This is a genomic window from Halomonas shengliensis (assembly GCF_900104135.1).
Classification (GTDB): domain Bacteria; phylum Pseudomonadota; class Gammaproteobacteria; order Pseudomonadales; family Halomonadaceae; genus Halomonas; species Halomonas shengliensis.
Genome location: NZ_FNIV01000006.1, coordinates 40,801 through 56,061, shown reverse-complemented (window position 1 = coordinate 56,061; position 15,261 = coordinate 40,801). Strand labels below are relative to the sequence as shown.

General features: G+C 70.4%; 12 protein-coding genes. 2 read left to right on the top strand and 10 right to left on the bottom strand.

The genetic code is table 11. The features are described 5' to 3' along the window. Positions 1 to 42 precede the first annotated feature (42 nt). From pstA to BLP95_RS10335, 3 genes are all read right to left on the bottom strand, one after another. Positions 43 to 1,581, bottom strand: a complete 1,539-nt coding sequence (gene pstA / locus BLP95_RS10345) for a phosphate ABC transporter permease PstA (RefSeq protein WP_023006425.1) — start codon at positions 1,579 to 1,581, stop codon at positions 43 to 45. Further along, entirely contained in the window at positions 1,578 to 2,777 is a 1,200-nt protein-coding gene (locus tag BLP95_RS10340; protein WP_089678933.1) for an ABC transporter permease subunit, read from the bottom strand. The genes pstA and BLP95_RS10340 overlap by 4 nt, the downstream gene beginning before the upstream one ends. Positions 2,778 to 2,849: 72 nt before the next feature. Beyond that, a complete protein-coding gene (locus BLP95_RS10335; RefSeq protein ID WP_342670387.1) occupies positions 2,850 to 3,806 on the bottom strand; it encodes a PstS family phosphate ABC transporter substrate-binding protein in 957 nt (318 codons plus the stop codon). A 129-nt stretch (positions 3,807 to 3,935) separates the two neighbouring features. Between BLP95_RS10335 and BLP95_RS10330 the strand changes: the two genes are divergently transcribed. After that, positions 3,936 to 4,343, top strand: a complete 408-nt coding sequence (locus tag BLP95_RS10330) for an acyl-CoA thioesterase (RefSeq protein ID WP_023006422.1) — start codon at positions 3,936 to 3,938, stop codon at positions 4,341 to 4,343. A 70-nt stretch (positions 4,344 to 4,413) separates the two neighbouring features. Here the strand turns inward: BLP95_RS10330 and BLP95_RS10325 are convergent, their stop codons facing one another. The 3 genes from BLP95_RS10325 to hexR form a co-directional block, all read right to left on the bottom strand. Continuing rightward, a complete protein-coding gene (locus tag BLP95_RS10325; protein WP_089678930.1) occupies positions 4,414 to 5,502 on the bottom strand; it encodes a TRAP transporter substrate-binding protein in 1,089 nt (362 codons plus the stop codon). A 134-nt stretch (positions 5,503 to 5,636) separates the two neighbouring features. Further along, positions 5,637 to 7,838: a DNA helicase II gene (uvrD, locus tag BLP95_RS10320; protein WP_089678927.1), complete on the bottom strand. Its 2,202-nt coding sequence runs from the start codon at positions 7,836 to 7,838 to the stop codon at positions 5,637 to 5,639. Between the two features lie 258 nt (positions 7,839 to 8,096). Then, entirely contained in the window at positions 8,097 to 8,960 is an 864-nt protein-coding gene (hexR, locus tag BLP95_RS10315) for a transcriptional regulator HexR (protein WP_023006417.1), read from the bottom strand. A 196-nt stretch (positions 8,961 to 9,156) separates the two neighbouring features. Here hexR and BLP95_RS10310 point away from each other — a divergent pair, with 196 nt between their 5' ends. Next, positions 9,157 to 9,372 carry a PA3496 family putative envelope integrity protein gene (locus BLP95_RS10310; protein WP_023006416.1) on the top strand — a complete coding sequence of 72 codons (216 nt, stop codon included), beginning with the start codon at positions 9,157 to 9,159 and terminating at the stop codon, positions 9,370 to 9,372. A gap of 84 nt (positions 9,373 to 9,456) precedes the next feature. Here BLP95_RS10310 and BLP95_RS10305 read toward each other — a convergent pair whose 3' ends face one another. The 4 genes from BLP95_RS10305 to glmU form a co-directional block, all read right to left on the bottom strand. Further along, positions 9,457 to 10,800: a sodium-dependent transporter gene (locus BLP95_RS10305; protein WP_089678926.1), complete on the bottom strand. Its 1,344-nt coding sequence runs from the start codon at positions 10,798 to 10,800 to the stop codon at positions 9,457 to 9,459. A 338-nt stretch (positions 10,801 to 11,138) separates the two neighbouring features. Continuing rightward, a complete protein-coding gene (locus tag BLP95_RS10300) occupies positions 11,139 to 11,966 on the bottom strand; it encodes a DUF72 domain-containing protein (protein WP_089679325.1) in 828 nt (275 codons plus the stop codon). Positions 11,967 to 12,004: 38 nt separating this feature from the next. After that, positions 12,005 to 13,840 (bottom strand): glutamine--fructose-6-phosphate transaminase (isomerizing), encoded by a 1,836-nt coding sequence (glmS, locus tag BLP95_RS10295; protein ID WP_089678923.1) that lies wholly within the window; start codon positions 13,838 to 13,840, stop codon positions 12,005 to 12,007. Between the two features lie 54 nt (positions 13,841 to 13,894). Beyond that, entirely contained in the window at positions 13,895 to 15,259 is a 1,365-nt protein-coding gene (glmU, locus tag BLP95_RS10290; protein WP_089678919.1) for a bifunctional UDP-N-acetylglucosamine diphosphorylase/glucosamine-1-phosphate N-acetyltransferase GlmU, read from the bottom strand. Positions 15,260 to 15,261 lie beyond the last annotated feature (2 nt).

The following is a 15,261-nucleotide window of genomic DNA, read 5'->3' as shown; positions in this document are numbered from 1 at the left end:
GAGGTGAAGACGGACTCCAAGGCTCTCTCCCGGTGGCCGGCGCTAGGCGCGCGACGCCACCCCATGACGCGCCCTGAGATGATGGCGCAGGAATATTGCAGTCAGGTTAAGCACCAGGATCACCAGCACCAGCAGCAGCGCCGTGGCGTAGACCAACGGCATCGCGGCCTGGACGTCATCGCCATGGAAGGCGGTGTCGTAGATGTGGTAGCCCAGATGCATGAACTTGCGTTCAAGATGCAGGAAGGGGAATTCGCCGTCCACCGGCACCTGGGGCGCCAGCTTGGCCACCCCCACCAGCATCAGCGGGGCCACCTCGCCGGCGGCCCGCGCCACGGCCAGGATCAGCCCGGTGAGCATGGCCGGCACGGTCATCGGCAGCACCACCCGGGTGAGCATCTCCATGCGCGTGGCACCCAGCGCCAGGGCCCCCTCGCGCTGGTGCTCGGGCACCCGGGCCAGCCCCTCCTCGGTGGCCACGATCACCACCGGCAGGGTCAGCAGGGCCAGGGTCAGCGAGGCCCACAGCAGGCCGCCGGTGCCGAAGGTGGGCGACGGCAGCGAATCGGCGAAGAACCAGGCATCCAGCGAGCCACCGATGCCATGCACGAAGACCCCCAGCCCGAACACCCCGTAGACGATGGAGGGCACCCCGGCGAGGTTGCGCACCCCGATGCGCACCAGGCGGGTGAAGGGCCCCTGGCGCGCCACCTCGTTGAGGTAGATGCCGGCCAGCACCCCGAAGGGGGTGACCACCACCGACATCAGCAGCACCATCATCACGGTACCGAAGATCGCCGGCCACACGCCGCCGGCGCTGTTGGCGGCCCGCGGCCCCTCGGAGAGGAAGCGCCACACGCCCCGGCCCCAGGCGGCGAGCTTCTGCGGCGGCGACATGGCGTTGGGGCGCCAGGCGCGCAGCACCTCGGCGAGCGGCTGCTCGAGGCGCCGGCCGTCGACGCTCTCGAGCACCAGGGTGGCGCCCTGCATGGCCGTCTGGAGCTCGCGGATCCGCGCGTTGGCCCGCGCCAGCTCGGCGGCAGCCGCGGGGTCGCCCCCCTGCTCCAGGCGACGCACCAGGGGCGCCACCACGGCGTCACGCAGGTGGTCGCGCTCGTCGCGCAGGGTCTCGAGGGTCGCCAGGCGCTCCTCGAGCGCCGGCCAGGCGGCGGCGCCGGCGTGGCGCCGTCCGCCGTCCTCCAGCGCCACCAGGTGGCCCAGGAAGTCCCCCCAGCGGCGGCGCTCCAGCACCACCAGCTCGGGGGGCGCCTCCAGCGCCGCGATGGCGTCCAGGGGTATCCAGCGCCAGCGCTCGCCATCGAGGTCGAGGTTGCCGGTGAAGTAGAGTCGCTCCCGGCGCTCGCTGCCCACCACCCGCTCCTCGCGCACCGGGATACCGGCGAAGGGCGCCCCCTCCCGGGGGGTGACCTCGCTCACCTCGGCGGGCCAGAAGTGGCCCAGGCCGCCCACCGCCAGCAGCAGCAGCAGCCCCGCCAGCATCGAGAGCGACAGCGCCACGCTGCCGGCGGCGAGCCAGGGCCAGGGGCCCTCGCCGCGACGGCGGGTCAGGAAGGGCCTCATGCGCTGCCCTCCAGGCGGCGATAGCGGCGCCGCAGCCGGGTACGCACCACCTCCGCCAGGGTGTTGACCAGGAAGGTGAAGGCGAACAGCAGCAGCGCCGCCAGGAACAGCAGGCGGTAATGGGTCGCGCCGACGGCGGCCTCGGGCAGTTCGATGGCGATGGTGGCCGACAGCGAGCGCAGCCCCTCCAGGGGACTCAGGCTCATCAGCGCCGTGTTGCCGCTGGCCATCAGCACGATCATGGTCTCACCCACCGCCCGGCCGGCACCGATCATCACCGCGCTGAAGATCCCGGGCCCGGCCGCTGGCAGCACCACCCGCCACAGCGTCTGCCAGCGGGTGGCGCCCAGCGCCAGGGCGCCCTCGCCGAGGCTCGCGGGCACGCCGGAGAGCGCATCCTCGGCCAGGGCGTAGATGCCCGGGATCACCGCGAAGCCCATGGCCAGGCCGACAATCAGGGCGTTGCGCGAGGCGACATCCAGCCCCCAGGTCGCCTCGAGCCAGCCGCGCAGGTCGCCCCCCGGCAAGCCCGCCTCGAGGGCGGGGGCCAGCCACAGGGTCAGGCTCCCCACCAGCAGCAGCCAGGGCGCGAGCCACAGCCCCGCCCAGCCCGGGGAGAGCCGCGCGCGCAGGAAGGCGGGCAGCAGCGCCCGGAGCCCGCCGGCAGCCACCGCGCCCAGCGGCAGGGTCACCACCAAGGCCAGGGCGCCGGCGAGATGACGCTCCACCCAGGGCGCCAGCACCAGGCCGGCGACGAAGCCGATCACCACCCCCGGCAGGGCCTCCATCAGCTCGAGGGTCGGCTTGAGGCGGGCACGCAGCCGCCGCGGCATGTAGAGCGCGGAGTGGATGGCGGCGCCGAGCGCCAGGGGCACCGCGAAGAGCAGCGCCCAGAGCGCCGCCTTGAGGGTGCCCCAGGCCAGCGGCGCCATGCCGTAGTGCACCGCATCCCCGGCGACGAGGGGTTCGGGGCGCCAGCGGTGCTGGGGCTCGGCGTACCCCTCCACCGGCTGGGGCTGCCACAGCTCGGCGGGCGCCAGGGCACCTTCGCCCAGGAACAGCGGCACCACCTCCCAGGCCAGGAAGACGCCGATGGCCAGCACCGAGACCACCACGCCGACGCCCCCTGCGGTGATCAGCAGGGTCGCCAGGCGGTCGCGGAGACGGCGGCGTCGCAGTTGGCGTGGGTCAGTCATGGCCACTCACGGGCTGGAGGGAGAGGGGTAGACCATCACATTACGACACTGGCATGACAATGAGGTGACAGCTCACTCCGCCGTCGGCAGCGCGGCCAGCCAGGCCCGCTGCTCGGCCAGGCGCGCCGGCGCGAGGGTCACGAAGCCCTGTGCCTCGACCACCGCCTGGCCCGCCGGCGAGAACACCAGCTCGAGGAAGGCGCGCTCCGGGGCCGGCAGGGTCCCGCCGGGGGGCAGGTGCACGTAGAGATAGAGGGAGCGCGACAGCGAGTAGCTGCCGTCACGCACCGCCGCGGGGGTCGGCGCGGCCGCCTCGCCGCCGGCATCGCGGCGACGCAGCGCCTTGACCCCGGCGGTCAGGTGGTTGAGCCCGGCGAAGCCGATGGCCGAGGGCTCCGCGGCGACCGCGGCCACCACCGCTGCCGAGCCCGGGTGCTCGTTGAGGCGCACCCGGTAGCTGCCACCGCACAGCGCCCGCAGCCGGAAGAGGTCATGGGTGCCGGAGGCGACGTTGCGGCCGTGCAGCACGATGCGGTCCCCGGGCAGCGTCACCCCGAGCTGGCTCCAGCGCTCGATGGGGCGCTCGGCACCGCAGCGGCGCGACTCGGAGAAGATGGCATCCAGCTCGCGGCGGCTGAGGGTTTCCAAGGGGTTGTGGCGATGCACGATCACGGCCAGGGCATCCCGGGCGATCTCCAGCTCCACCGGCGGGTAGCCGTGTCGCGCGACGAAGGCCTCGCGCTCGGCGGCGCTCATCGGCCGCGACATCGGCCCCAGCAGCGTGGTGCCGGCGGTGAGCGCCGCGGGGGCGCTGGCGGACCCACTGGCCTGGAGCTGCAGGCGCACCCCGGGATGACGCTCGGCGAGCCGCTCCCCCCAGCGCAGCATCAGCCCCGCCAGAGTGTCGGAGCCTACCGCGTCCAGGGTGCCCACCACCTCGTCCGCCGGCAGCCGGGCCGCCGCCAGCGCCAGTATCATGCCCAGCAGCAGCACCCGGCCACGCCGGGTCACGCCCTTGCCGATCCTCACCGTTGCGTCTCCGTCCCGTACCGTTCGAGGCCCATGATACGCCACCCTCGGGCTGGAGGGCGGCCCCTCCCGGGTTTACCATGGGCCGCGGTCTCGCCCCCAATAACAAGCCAGGATGATGACACCTTCATGACAGACCTCGACGACAGCCCCCGCCCGCGCGGCGAGCTGACCCTCAAGCTGCTGGCCAGCCGCCAGGACACTAACCTTCACGGCGACATCGCCGGCGGCTGGCTGGTCGCCCATATGGACCAGGCCGCCGAGCTGGCCGCCGGGCGCGAGGCCCGGGGACGCACCGCCACCGTGGCCATCGAGGCGATGGACTTCCTCTGCCCGGTGCGGGTGGGCGCCATGGTCAACATCTTCACCCGCCTGGTGGAGGTCGGCCACAGCTCGCTGCGCATCGATGTCGAGGTGTGGATCCGCCAGCCCCAGGAGCGCCACCCGGGCGAGCTGCACAAGGTCACCGAGGCGCGCTTCGTGATGGTGGCCATGGACGACAAGGGGCGCATCCGCGCCGTCCACCCCGCAGAGTAGGCCAGGCGTTCCCCCGGATGCAACGAGGGCGCCAAGCGGCGCCCTCGTTGCGTGGCGGGGAGCGCGGGAATCAGGCCCCCACGGCCTCGCGCGCCTTGAGGTAGGCGAACTCGCCGGCGTCGTTGGAGGGACGCACAAGCTTCTGGAAGGCGACGTAGGAGTCGTAGACCTTCTTCGACTCCGGGTCGCGCTCCACCTGCTCGGCGATCACCTCCTGGGAGGCCTCGTAGAGCGCCTTCATCACGTCCTCGGGGAAGGTGCGCAGCTCGACCCCATGCTCCTCGACCAGGGTCTCCAGGGCCTGGGCGTTGCGATAGGTGAACTCGCTGATCATCGCCAGGTTGGCCGCCCGCGCCGCCTGGGTGACCACCGCCTTGAGGTCGTCCGGCAGGGCCTTCCAGGCATCCAGGTTGACCGTACCCTCGAGGATGGCGCTGGGCTCGTTCCAGGCCGAGGTGTAGTAGTAGTCGGCCACCTGATGCAGGCCGAAGGCCAGGTCGTTGTAGGGGCTGACCCAGTCGGCGGCGTCGAGCACGCCGGTCTGCATGGAGGTGAAGATCTCCGAGCCCGGCATGTTGACGGTGGTGACGCCGATGCGGTTCATCGCCTCGCCGGCCAGGCCCGGCAGGCGCAGCTTGAGACCCTGCAGGTCCTCCAGGGAGTTGATCTCCCTCTTGAACCAGCCGCCGGGCTGGGTGGTGGTATTGCCCACCGGGAAGGGCTTGAGGTTATGGGGGGCGTAGACCTCGTCCCACAGCTCCTGGCCGCCGCCATGGTAGAGCCAGGCGTTGGTCTCCTGGGTGTTCATGCCGAAGGGCACGGCGGTGAAGAACTGCGACGCGGCCACCTTGCCGCGCCAGTAGTAGGAGGCGGAGTGGCCCATCTCGGCGGTGCCGGCGCCCACGGCATCGAACACCTCCAGCGGCGGCACCAGCTCGCCGGCGCCATGCACGCGCACGCGCATGCGCCCGCCGGAGAGGGTCTCGATCAGCTCGGCCAGGTGGTTGGCGCCGGTACCCAGCGCCGGGAAGTTCTTGGGCCAGGAGGTGACCATGTTCCAGGTGATGGTCTCCTGGGCCTTGGCGGTGGAGACGAAGGGGGCGGCGACGACGCCGGCGGCGCCGGCACCCAGGGTCTTGATGAAGTTGCGGCGTTGCATGCGGGCATGGCTCCGTGCGGATTATTATGAGGGCGCCGCGCGCCAGGCACGGCGGTGTCCGCCTGGCAGTATGCGTCAAGGCGCCCAAGGCGCCAAGTGACTGCCGTTGACGTCAAGGTCAACGGCAGCGCCGCTCACAGCGGAGTCAGCTTGGCGAAGCCCAGCACCAGCCACTTGTCGCCCTCACCCTCGAAGCTGACCTGCACCCGCGCCCGGGCCCCCTCGCCCTCGGCGTTGAGGATCACCCCCTCGCCGAACACCGGATGGCTGACCCGCTGCCCCAGGGAAAGCGAGGGCAGGTCGTCGCCGCCCTCGACCGCCTGCTGGCGCAGCCCGACGGGGCGCGAGGCGGTGACCGGCCGGCTGATCTGGCCACGCAGGCGCACCTCCTCCAGGAACTCCTCGGGGATCTCGCGCAGGAAGCGCGAGGGGCGCTGGAAGGTCTCCTTGCCGTGCAGGCGCCGGATCTCGGCATGGGTCAGGTAGAGCTTGTGCATCGCCCGGGTCAGGCCGACATAGCAGAGCCGGCGCTCCTCCTCGAGGCGTCCGGGCTCCTCCGCCGACATGCGGTGGGGGAAGAGCCCCTCCTCCACCCCGGCGATGAACACCACCGGGAACTCCAGCCCCTTGGCGGAGTGCAGGGTCATCAACTGCACGCTGTCCTCGAACTCGTCGGCCTCGTGCTCGCCGGCGTTGAGCGCCGCCTCGGAGAGGAAGGCCTCGAGTGCCGCCGCGCCCTCGCCGGCCTCGGGCGGGTCGAAGGACTCGCCCTGGGTGAAGGCCTTCGCCGCGGTGACCAGCTCCTCGAGGTTCTCGACCCGCGCCTGGCCCTTTTCGCCGCGCTCGTTGCGATGGTGCTCCACCAGCCCGGTGCGCTCGATGACGTGGTCGATGATCTCGTGCAGGGCGAGCCCGGCGGTGTCGTTGTCCAGGGCATCGATCAGGTCGGCGAAGGCCTGCAGGGCGGTGGCGGCGCGGCCCTTGAGGGTGCCCTCCCGGACGCCGTCGTGGAGCGCCTGCCACAGCGAGACGCCCTGCTCGCGGGCGCGGCCGCGCAGCTGCTCCACGGTGCGGGTGCCGATGCCGCGGGCCGGAACATTGATCACCCGCTCCAGGGAGGCGTCGTCGTCGCGGTTGAGCAGCAGGCGCAGGTAGGCCAGGGCGTTCTTGATCTCCAGGCGCTCGTAGAAGCGGTGGCCGCCGTAGATGCGGTAGGGCACCCCCTGGCGGATCAGGGTCTCCTCGATCACCCGGGACTGGGCGTTGGAGCGGTAGAGGATGGCGATGTCACGGCGCCGGACGCCTTCCTCGACCCGCTCGCGCAGGGTGTCGACGATGAAGCGCGCCTCATCGAGGTCGTTGAAGCCCGAGTATACCGAGATCGGCTCGCCGCGCTCGCCGGCGGTCCACAGCTCCTTGCCCATGCGCTCGGCGTTGTGGCGGATCAGGGCGTTGGCGGCCTCGAGGATGGCGCTGGTGGAGCGGTAGTTCTGCTCCAGGCGCACCGTCCTGGTGGCGGAGAACTCGCGCTCGAAGCGGCGGATGTTCTCGACCCGGGCGCCGCGCCAGCCGTAGATCGACTGGTCGTCGTCACCCACCACGGTCATCGGCGTGGTCATCCCGGTGAGCAGCTTGAGCCAGGCGTACTGCAGGGTGTTGGTGTCCTGGAACTCGTCCACCAGCACGTGGGCGAAGCGCTCCTGGTAGTGGGCCAGCAGGGCGGGGTTGTCGCGCAGCAGCTCGAGGCTCCTGAGCAGCAGCTCGCCGAAGTCCACCAGGCCGCCGCGCTCGCAGGTGAGCTGGTAGCGCTCGTAGAGCTCGACCATCTGGCCCAGGTAGGCGTCGCCATGGACGTCCACCTGGTGGGGCCGCAGCCCCTCCTCCTTGCAGCCGGAGATGAACGACTGCACCTGGCGCGGCGGGAAGCGCTCGTCGTCGACGTCGTTCTCCTTGATCAGGCGCTTGACCAGGCGCAGCTGGTCGTCGGCGTCGATGATCTGGAAGTGCTGGGGCAGGCGGGCATCCTGCCAGTGGGTGCGCAGCAGGCGATGGGCGATGGAGTGGAAGGTGCCCACCCAGACGTGGCGCAGCGAGAGGCCCAGCAGCGCCTCCAGGCGGGTGCGCATCTCGCGGGCCGCCTTGTTGGTGAAGGTCACGGCGAGCACGGCGTAGGGCGAGAGCCCCTCGGCCTGCATCAGCCAGGCGATGCGGTGGACCAGCACCCGGGTCTTGCCGGAGCCGGCCCCGGCCAGCACCAGCATGTTGCCCTGGGGGGCGCTGACCGCCTTGCGCTGGGCGGCATTCAGGTGGTCGAGGATCGCCGTGACGTCGTCCATGGGGAGGGCATCGCTGCTCGGAAAATGGGCGAACAGCTTAGCATACTGGCCCATTCAGAGCCGGGGCTGATCCGTCGACAAGCCTGCGAGGAGGCGCTGTGAACCCCTCCCTGGGCGCTACCGACGCCCTGCTTCGCTCTCGCATCCTGCGCCGCTTGCAGGACCGGTGCTGGCCATCCATGGCCAGCCCGTTCGAAGCAGTGCTTCTCACCCCTTGCGTAGGACCTCCTCTTCGGCTTGTCCCCGGCGCCCCTTGTTCTAGAGCTTCCCTTCCTGCTCCGGGAAGCGCAGCGGGTTGAGGCTCTTCTTCACCGCCTTGAGCTGCTCGGCGAGCTTGGGGCCGCGGGTCTTGGCCACGCCCACAGCGAGCACGTCGACCAGCACCAGGTGGGCGATGCGCGAGCTCATGGGGGTGTAGATCTCGGTGTCCTCGTGGACATCGATGTAGAGCGGCAGGGTCACCTCCTCGGCCAGCGGCGAGCCGCTGGGGCAGAGCCCGATCACCGTGGCGCCGGCCTCCCGGGCCAGGCGCACGCTGGCCACCAGCGCCCGGGTGCGACCGGTCTGGGAGATGGCCACCACCACGTCGCCCTCCTTGAGGGTCACCGCCGACATGTTCTGCATATGCGGGTCGGCGTAGGCGGCGGTGGAGATCTGCAGGCGGAAGAACTTGTGCTGGGCGTCGAAGGCCACCGCCCCGGAGGCGCCGAAGCCATAGAACTCCACGCGGTTGGCCATGGCCAGGGCGTTGATCGCCTTGCTCAGCGCCTCGTTGTCGAGGCGATCGCGCACCGAGAGCAGGGTGCCCACGGTGGAGTCGAAGATGCTGTGGGAGAATTCCGCCACCGAGTCGCTGTCGTTCATGGAGAACTGGGCGAACTGGCTGCCGGAGGCCAGCATCTGGGCCAGGCGCAGCTTGAAGTCCTGGAAGCCGTTGCAGCCCAGCGCCCGACAGAAGCGCACCACGGTGGGCTCGCTGACCTTGGCCTCGGTGGCCAGGTCGACGATGCGCATGTGGATCACTTCCTCGGGGTTGCGCAGCACGAAACGCGCCACCTTCTGCTCGGAGCGGCGGAAGTGCTCCATGCGGCGTCTCATCTCATCGAACAGGGCACGACTCACGTGGGCCTCCTTGGCTGGCCGGCGACGACCGATCTGGGTATCCGCCCACAGTATGCCCGAAGGCGGGGCGCGATGGGCAGCATCGGCACCCAAGCGTTGGCGAAGCGTTGTGGCAAAACGTTCACACCGTCATCATTCTGTCAAGTGCGGTATAGTAGGAAAGGTAGTGTCGCGTAGCGTCCAAGGAGAGTCGATCATGCAGAAGAGCGAACGGTTAACCTCCCTCAAGAGCGAACTCCTCGACATCTTCATGAGCATGGAGGTCCAGGAGCACGAACAGCGCACTCGTACCGCCGCCCAGCGCCACCTGCGCGCCCGCCGCGGCATCGAGCTCCACCAGGAGTTCCAGCGGCTGTCTCGGGACATCGCCGAGCTGCCCGAGGAGGAGCTGGTGGACGACGCCATGCACTGACCCCTTCCCCGACCCTAGACGCGACGAGCCCCGCGATTGCGGGGCTCGTCGGGGGCTTCTTGGCCCGGGTATTCCGGCGGCGGCCTAGATCAGGCCGTAGACGAAGACCGCGATCACGCCGATCGGCGCGACTACCCGGGCGACCACCTGCCACAGCTGGGCCTGGGCACCGGTGAGGCCAAGCTCGCCCAGCACGCCGTCACGATCCAGGCGCCAGGCCACGAACAGGATCGCCCCCAGGCCGGTGAGCGGCAGCATGAACTTGCTGGTCAGGGTGTCCAGGAAGTCGAAGATGTTCAGTCCGGCGATGGACAGCTCGCTCCAGACGTTGAACGACATCAGCGCGGCGATGCCCAGCACCCAGACCGCCACGCCGGCCACCAGGGTGGCGGCCACGCGGGAGAGCGGGGTACGCTCCTCGAGCAGCTCCACCGTCGGCTCCAGCAGCGAGATCGCCGAGGTCAGGGCGGCGAAGGTGAGCAGCAGGAAGAACATCAGGCCGAGGATGGTGCCACCGGTCATGTTGCCGAAGGCCAGCGGCAGGGTGACGAAGATCAGCCCCGGCCCCTCGCCCGGGCTCAGGCCGTTGGCGAAGACGATGGGGAAGATCGCCATGCCGGCCAGCAGCGCGATGACGGTATCGAAGATGATCACGGTACGGGCGGTGCCGATCAGGCTGACGTCCTGGCCCAAGTAGGAGCCGTAGGCCATCATGATGCCCATGCCCAGCGACAGCGTGAAGAACGCCTGGCCCATGGCGGCCAGCACCACCTCGCCGTTGATGGCGCTCCAGTCCGGGCTGAACATGAAGGCCATGGCCTCGCCGAAGTGCCCGGTGGTCATGCCGTAGATCACCAGGATCACCATCAGGATCACCAGCGCCGGCATCAGGGTGCGTACGGCGCCCTCGAGGCCCTTGGTCACCCCGCGGGCGACGATGAAGATCACCAGCGCCATGAAGGCGGTGTGCCACAGGGTCAGGGCGGTGGGGTTGGCCAGCAGGCCACTGAACAGGGCGCCGATGCCGTCGGCATCCTGGCCGGTGAACTGGCCGGTCACCGAGCCCAGGGTGTAGGAGAGCGACCAGCCACCGATGACACTATAGAAGGAGAGGATCAGGAAGGCGGCGAGCACGCCGCTGGCGCCGACTAGCGCCCAGGCCGGCAGGCGACCGCTCTGGCGGGCCAGGTCCAGCATGGAGTTGATCGGGTTCTCCTGGCCACGGCGGCCGATCAGCCACTCGGCGACCAGGATCGGCAGGCCCACCAGGGCCACGCAGGCGAGGTAGACGAGCACGAAGGCCGCGCCCCCGCTGTCACCCACCATGTAGGAGAAGCGCCAGATATTGCCCAGCCCCACCGCCGAACCGGTGGCTGCCAGGATGAAGGCCATCTTCGATGACCACTGAGCGTGGGAGAGTTTCGACATGTGTCACCCTGTCTTGGTCGTGTCGCCAGCGGCCGGTCCGGCGCGATGGCGGCTTGTGCTTGTCATTGCCACGTCCAGGGCGCCGTGGGTCGCAGGGCGCCATCCAGAGCATGACAGGATCCGGGCAGGATCGCTGCCGCTGCACCCCGCGACCGCCGGCGGGTAGCCGTCGAGCGCAGGGTGCGGGAACGCAGGATTATCGCAAGATCGACGCAGGTTAGGCGTCATATCCAGTCAGAATCCAGGGGTAAGGGCGCTCCGGCCCATAAAACTATCCGATCAAACGCCCGATGGCCAGTCCGATCTCGTTGACCTGGCTCAGCGATGGGGCGAACACCTCAGCCACCGAACAGGCTGGCCTGGGCCTCGCCGGGGAAGGGCGGCAAGTCAGGCAGCGCCAGCCGCTCCGCCAGCCCCCCATGCAGGCGTCGCGCTAGCTCCGGGGCCCGCCGGTTGTCCGGTGTATGCACCATCAGGTAAGGGGTTTTCCCCTGTTTTATCCACAGGGAGAGACGCTCTATCCAGGGGGAGAAGCAGCGCGCGTTGATCTCGCCGTCCAGGTGCCCGATGAAGCGCACCAGCGGGCGATCCGCCGTGGAAAGCACGTGTAATGGGCGTCTCGGCTTCTCGCACTGGGCCTGGCGCAGGCCGGGATGGTCGCCCGCCGGGGTGGCGAAGAGCGGCCGCACGTCGAGCATCACGCGATCCACGCCATGAGTTATCAACAACCTGTTGAGATCGCGCTCCGCCCTCCCCTTGTGGAAAAATTCGCTGTGGCGTACCTCCACCGCGCAAGGAATGCCTGTCGGCCAACGACTCAGCAGCGCTTCCAGCCGGGGGAGCTCTTCGGCACCGAAGTCGCGGGGGAGCTGCACCATCAGCGGCCCCAGGCGATCGTGCAGTGGGGCCAGCGCCGCGAGGAAGGCGTCGAGCTCGGCCTCGATCCCGGCCAGGCGCCTGTCGTGGGTCAGGGCGGCGGGCAGCTTGAAGCAGAAGCGAAAGCCCGGCGGCGCCTGGCGGGACCAGGCCGCCACTGTCTCGGCCTTGGGTGCCCCGCTGTAGAAGGTGGTGTTGCCCTCCACCGCGGAGAACACCCGGGCGTACTCCTCGAGGCCGCCGCCGTGCGGGGGATAGAGGCCGCCGCGCCAGTCGGGGTTGGCCCACATCGGCAGCCCCAGGTGGATCGGCGGCTCGGCGGGAGGCGTCACTCCACCGTCACGCTCTTGGCCAGGTTGCGCGGCTGGTCCACGTCGGTGCCCTTGAGCACCGCCACGTGGTAGCTGAGCAGCTGCAGCGGCAGGGTGTAGAGGATCGGCGCCAGGGCCTCGTGCACCCTGGGCAGACGGAGCACGTGCACATACTCCTCCTCGTTCATCCCCACCTCCTCGTCGGCGAACACGAAGAGCTCGCCGCCGCGGGCCCGCACCTCCTGGAGGTTGGACTTGAGCTTGTCGAGCAGCTCATCGTTGGGGGCCACGGAGATCACCGGCATCTCGGCATCCACCAGCGCCAAGGGGCCGTGCTTGAGCTCTCCCGCCGGGTAGGCCTCGGCGTGGATGTAGGAGATCTCCTTGAGCTTGAGCGCCCCCTCCAGGGCGATGGGGAAGTGGGCCCCGCGGCCCAGGAAGAGGGCGTGGTGCTTCTCGGCGAAGGCGGTGGAGAGCGCCTCGATCTCGCCGTCGAGCGCCAGCACCCCCTCCATCAGCCGCGGCAGGCCGCGCAGCGCCGCCACCAGCTCGCCCTGCACGCCCGCGTCCAGCCCCTTGAGGCGGCCCAGGGCCAGGGTGAACAGCATCAGGGCGGTGAGCTGGGTGGTGAAGGCCTTGGTGGAGGCCACGCCGATCTCTGGTCCCGCCTGGGTCATCAGCGAGAGGTCCGACTCGCGCACCAGGGAGCTCCCCGGCACGTTGCAGATCGCCAGGCTGGCAAGGTAGCCTCGCTCCCGGGCGAAGCGCAGTGCCGCCAGGGTGTCGGCGGTCTCGCCGGACTGGGAGAGGGTGACGAAGAGGGTATCCTCGGGCACCACCACCCGGCGGTAGCGGTACTCCGAGGCCACCTCCACCTGCACCGGCACCCCGGCGAAGCGCTCCAGCCAGTAGCGGGCCACCATGCCGGCGTGGTAGCTGGTGCCGCAGGCGACGATGTGCACCTGGCGGACCCGGGAGAAGAGCGCCTCGGCGTCGGGACCGAAGCTCTCCACCAGCGCCGAGCGCTCGCCCAGGCGACCCTCCAGGCAGGCGGCGATCACCGCCGGCTGCTCATGGATCTCCTTGAGCATGAAGTGCCGATAGTCGCCGCGGCTGGCGGCGCCGTCGCCATGCTCGAAGGTCTGCACCTCGCGCTCCATCGGTGTCCCAGCGGCGTCGAACACCTCGATGCGCCCGCCCGCGGAGAGACGCACCACGTCGCCCTCCTCCAGGTAGATGAAGCGGTCGGTGACCTGCAGCAGCGCCAGGGGATCGGAGCCCAGGAAGGCCTCGCCGATGCCTACGCCCACCACCAGCGGGCTGCCCTTGCGGGCGCCGACGATGACGTCGGGCGCGTCGGCGCTCACCACGCCCAGCGCATAGGCGCCGTCGAGGCGGGCCAGGGTGCGCCGTACCGCGTCGAGCAGGTCACCCGCCGCCTCGCTCTCCCGCGCCACCAGGTGGGCCACCACCTCGGTGTCGGTCTCGGAGTCGAAGCGGTAGCCGTCGGCTTCGAGGTCACGACGCAGCGGCTCGTGGTTCTCGATGATGCCGTTGTGGACCACCGCCAGGCGCTCGCCGGACTGGTGGGGATGGGCGTTGACCTCGCTGGGCCGGCCGTGGGTCGCCCAGCGGGTGTGGGCGATGCCGCAGCGCCCGGAAAGCGGCGCCTCCACCAGGCGCTCGGCCAGGGCCGCCACCTTGCCCACCGCGCGGCGGCGCTGCAGGGTGCCGTCCGCGGCCAGCACCGCCATGCCGGCGGAGTCATAGCCGCGGTACTCCAGGCGCTTGAGTCCCTCCAGCAGGATGGCTTCCACGTTGCGCTCGGCAACGGCTCCGACGATTCCACACATGTGCTGCTCTCCTAAGTCGTCCTGCTTGCGCTTCGGTCGTCCTGCCTGCGCGCCTCAGTCGTCCTGCTTGCGCGGCCGCGGCCAGTCGGCCTTGCTCACCTGGCGGGCGCGGGTCACCGCCAGGGCGTTGTCGGCGACATCCTTGCCGATGGTGGAGCCGGCCCCCACGGTGGCGCCGCGGCCGATGCTCACCGGCGCCACCAGGGCGCTGTTGGAGCCGATGAAGGCGTCGTCGCCGATCTCGGTGCGGTGCTTGTTGGCGCCGTCGTAGTTGCAGGTGATGGTGCCGGCGCCGACGTTGACCCCGCGCCCCAGGCGGGCATCGCCCACATAGCTCAGGTGGTTGATCTTGCTGCCCTCGCCCACCTCGACGTTCTTGGTCTCGACGAAATTGCCCACCTTGGCGCCCACCGCCAGGCGCGAGCCGGGGCGCAGGCGGGCGAAGGGGCCGATGGTGCTGCGCCCGGCGATCACCGCTCCCTCGATCACGCTGTGGGGCTCGATTACGCTCTCGGCGCCGATATGGCTGTCGCGGATAACGCAGTGGGGGCCGATGCGCACCCCCTCGCCCAGCACTACCTCGCCCTCGAAGACGCAGCCCACGTCGATCTCCACGTCGTGGCCGCAGCGCAGGGTGCCGCGCACGTCGAGCCGCGTCGGGTCGGCCAGGGCCACGCCCTCGGCCATCAGCGTCTCGGCGATGGCGCGCTGGTGGGCACGCTCCAGGCGCGCCATCTGCGCCCGGTTGTTGACCCCCTCCACCTCCAGCGGGTCCTGCGGCTGGGCGGTGACGATCTCGACCCCCTCGGCGGCGGCCATGGCGATGATATCGGTGAGATAGTACTCGCCCTGGGCATTGTCGGCGGAGAGCCGCGGCAGCCAGCGGCGCAGCTGGTCGGCGGTCATCGCCATGATGCCGGTGTTGCACTCGCGCACCGCCCGCTCGCTCTCGCTGGCATCCTTGTCCTCGACGATGGCCACCGTCTTGCCCTCGGCGTCGCGCAGGATGCGCCCGTAGCCGCCGGGATCGTCGAGGGTCACGGTGAGCAGACCCAGGTGGTCGTCATCGACCCCGTCCAGCAGGCGCGCCAGGGTCTCCCGGCGGATCAGCGGCACGTCACCGTAGAGCACCAGCACGCGGCCGTTGCCGAGGCCGTCGAGGGTCTGGGCCACGGCATGGCCGGTGCCCTTCTGCTCGGCCTGCAGCGCGAAGTGCACCCGGCTGTCGGCCAGCGCCTCGCGAACCTTCTCGGCGCCGTGCCCGACCACCACATGGGTGCGCTCGGCCTCGAGCCCCGCGGCGGTATCCAGCACATGGCGCACCATCGGCTTGCCGGCCAGGCGGTGCAGCACCTTGGGCAGGGTCGAGCGCATCCGGGTGCCCTGCCCGGCCGCCAGTATCACCACATCAAGCGTCATCC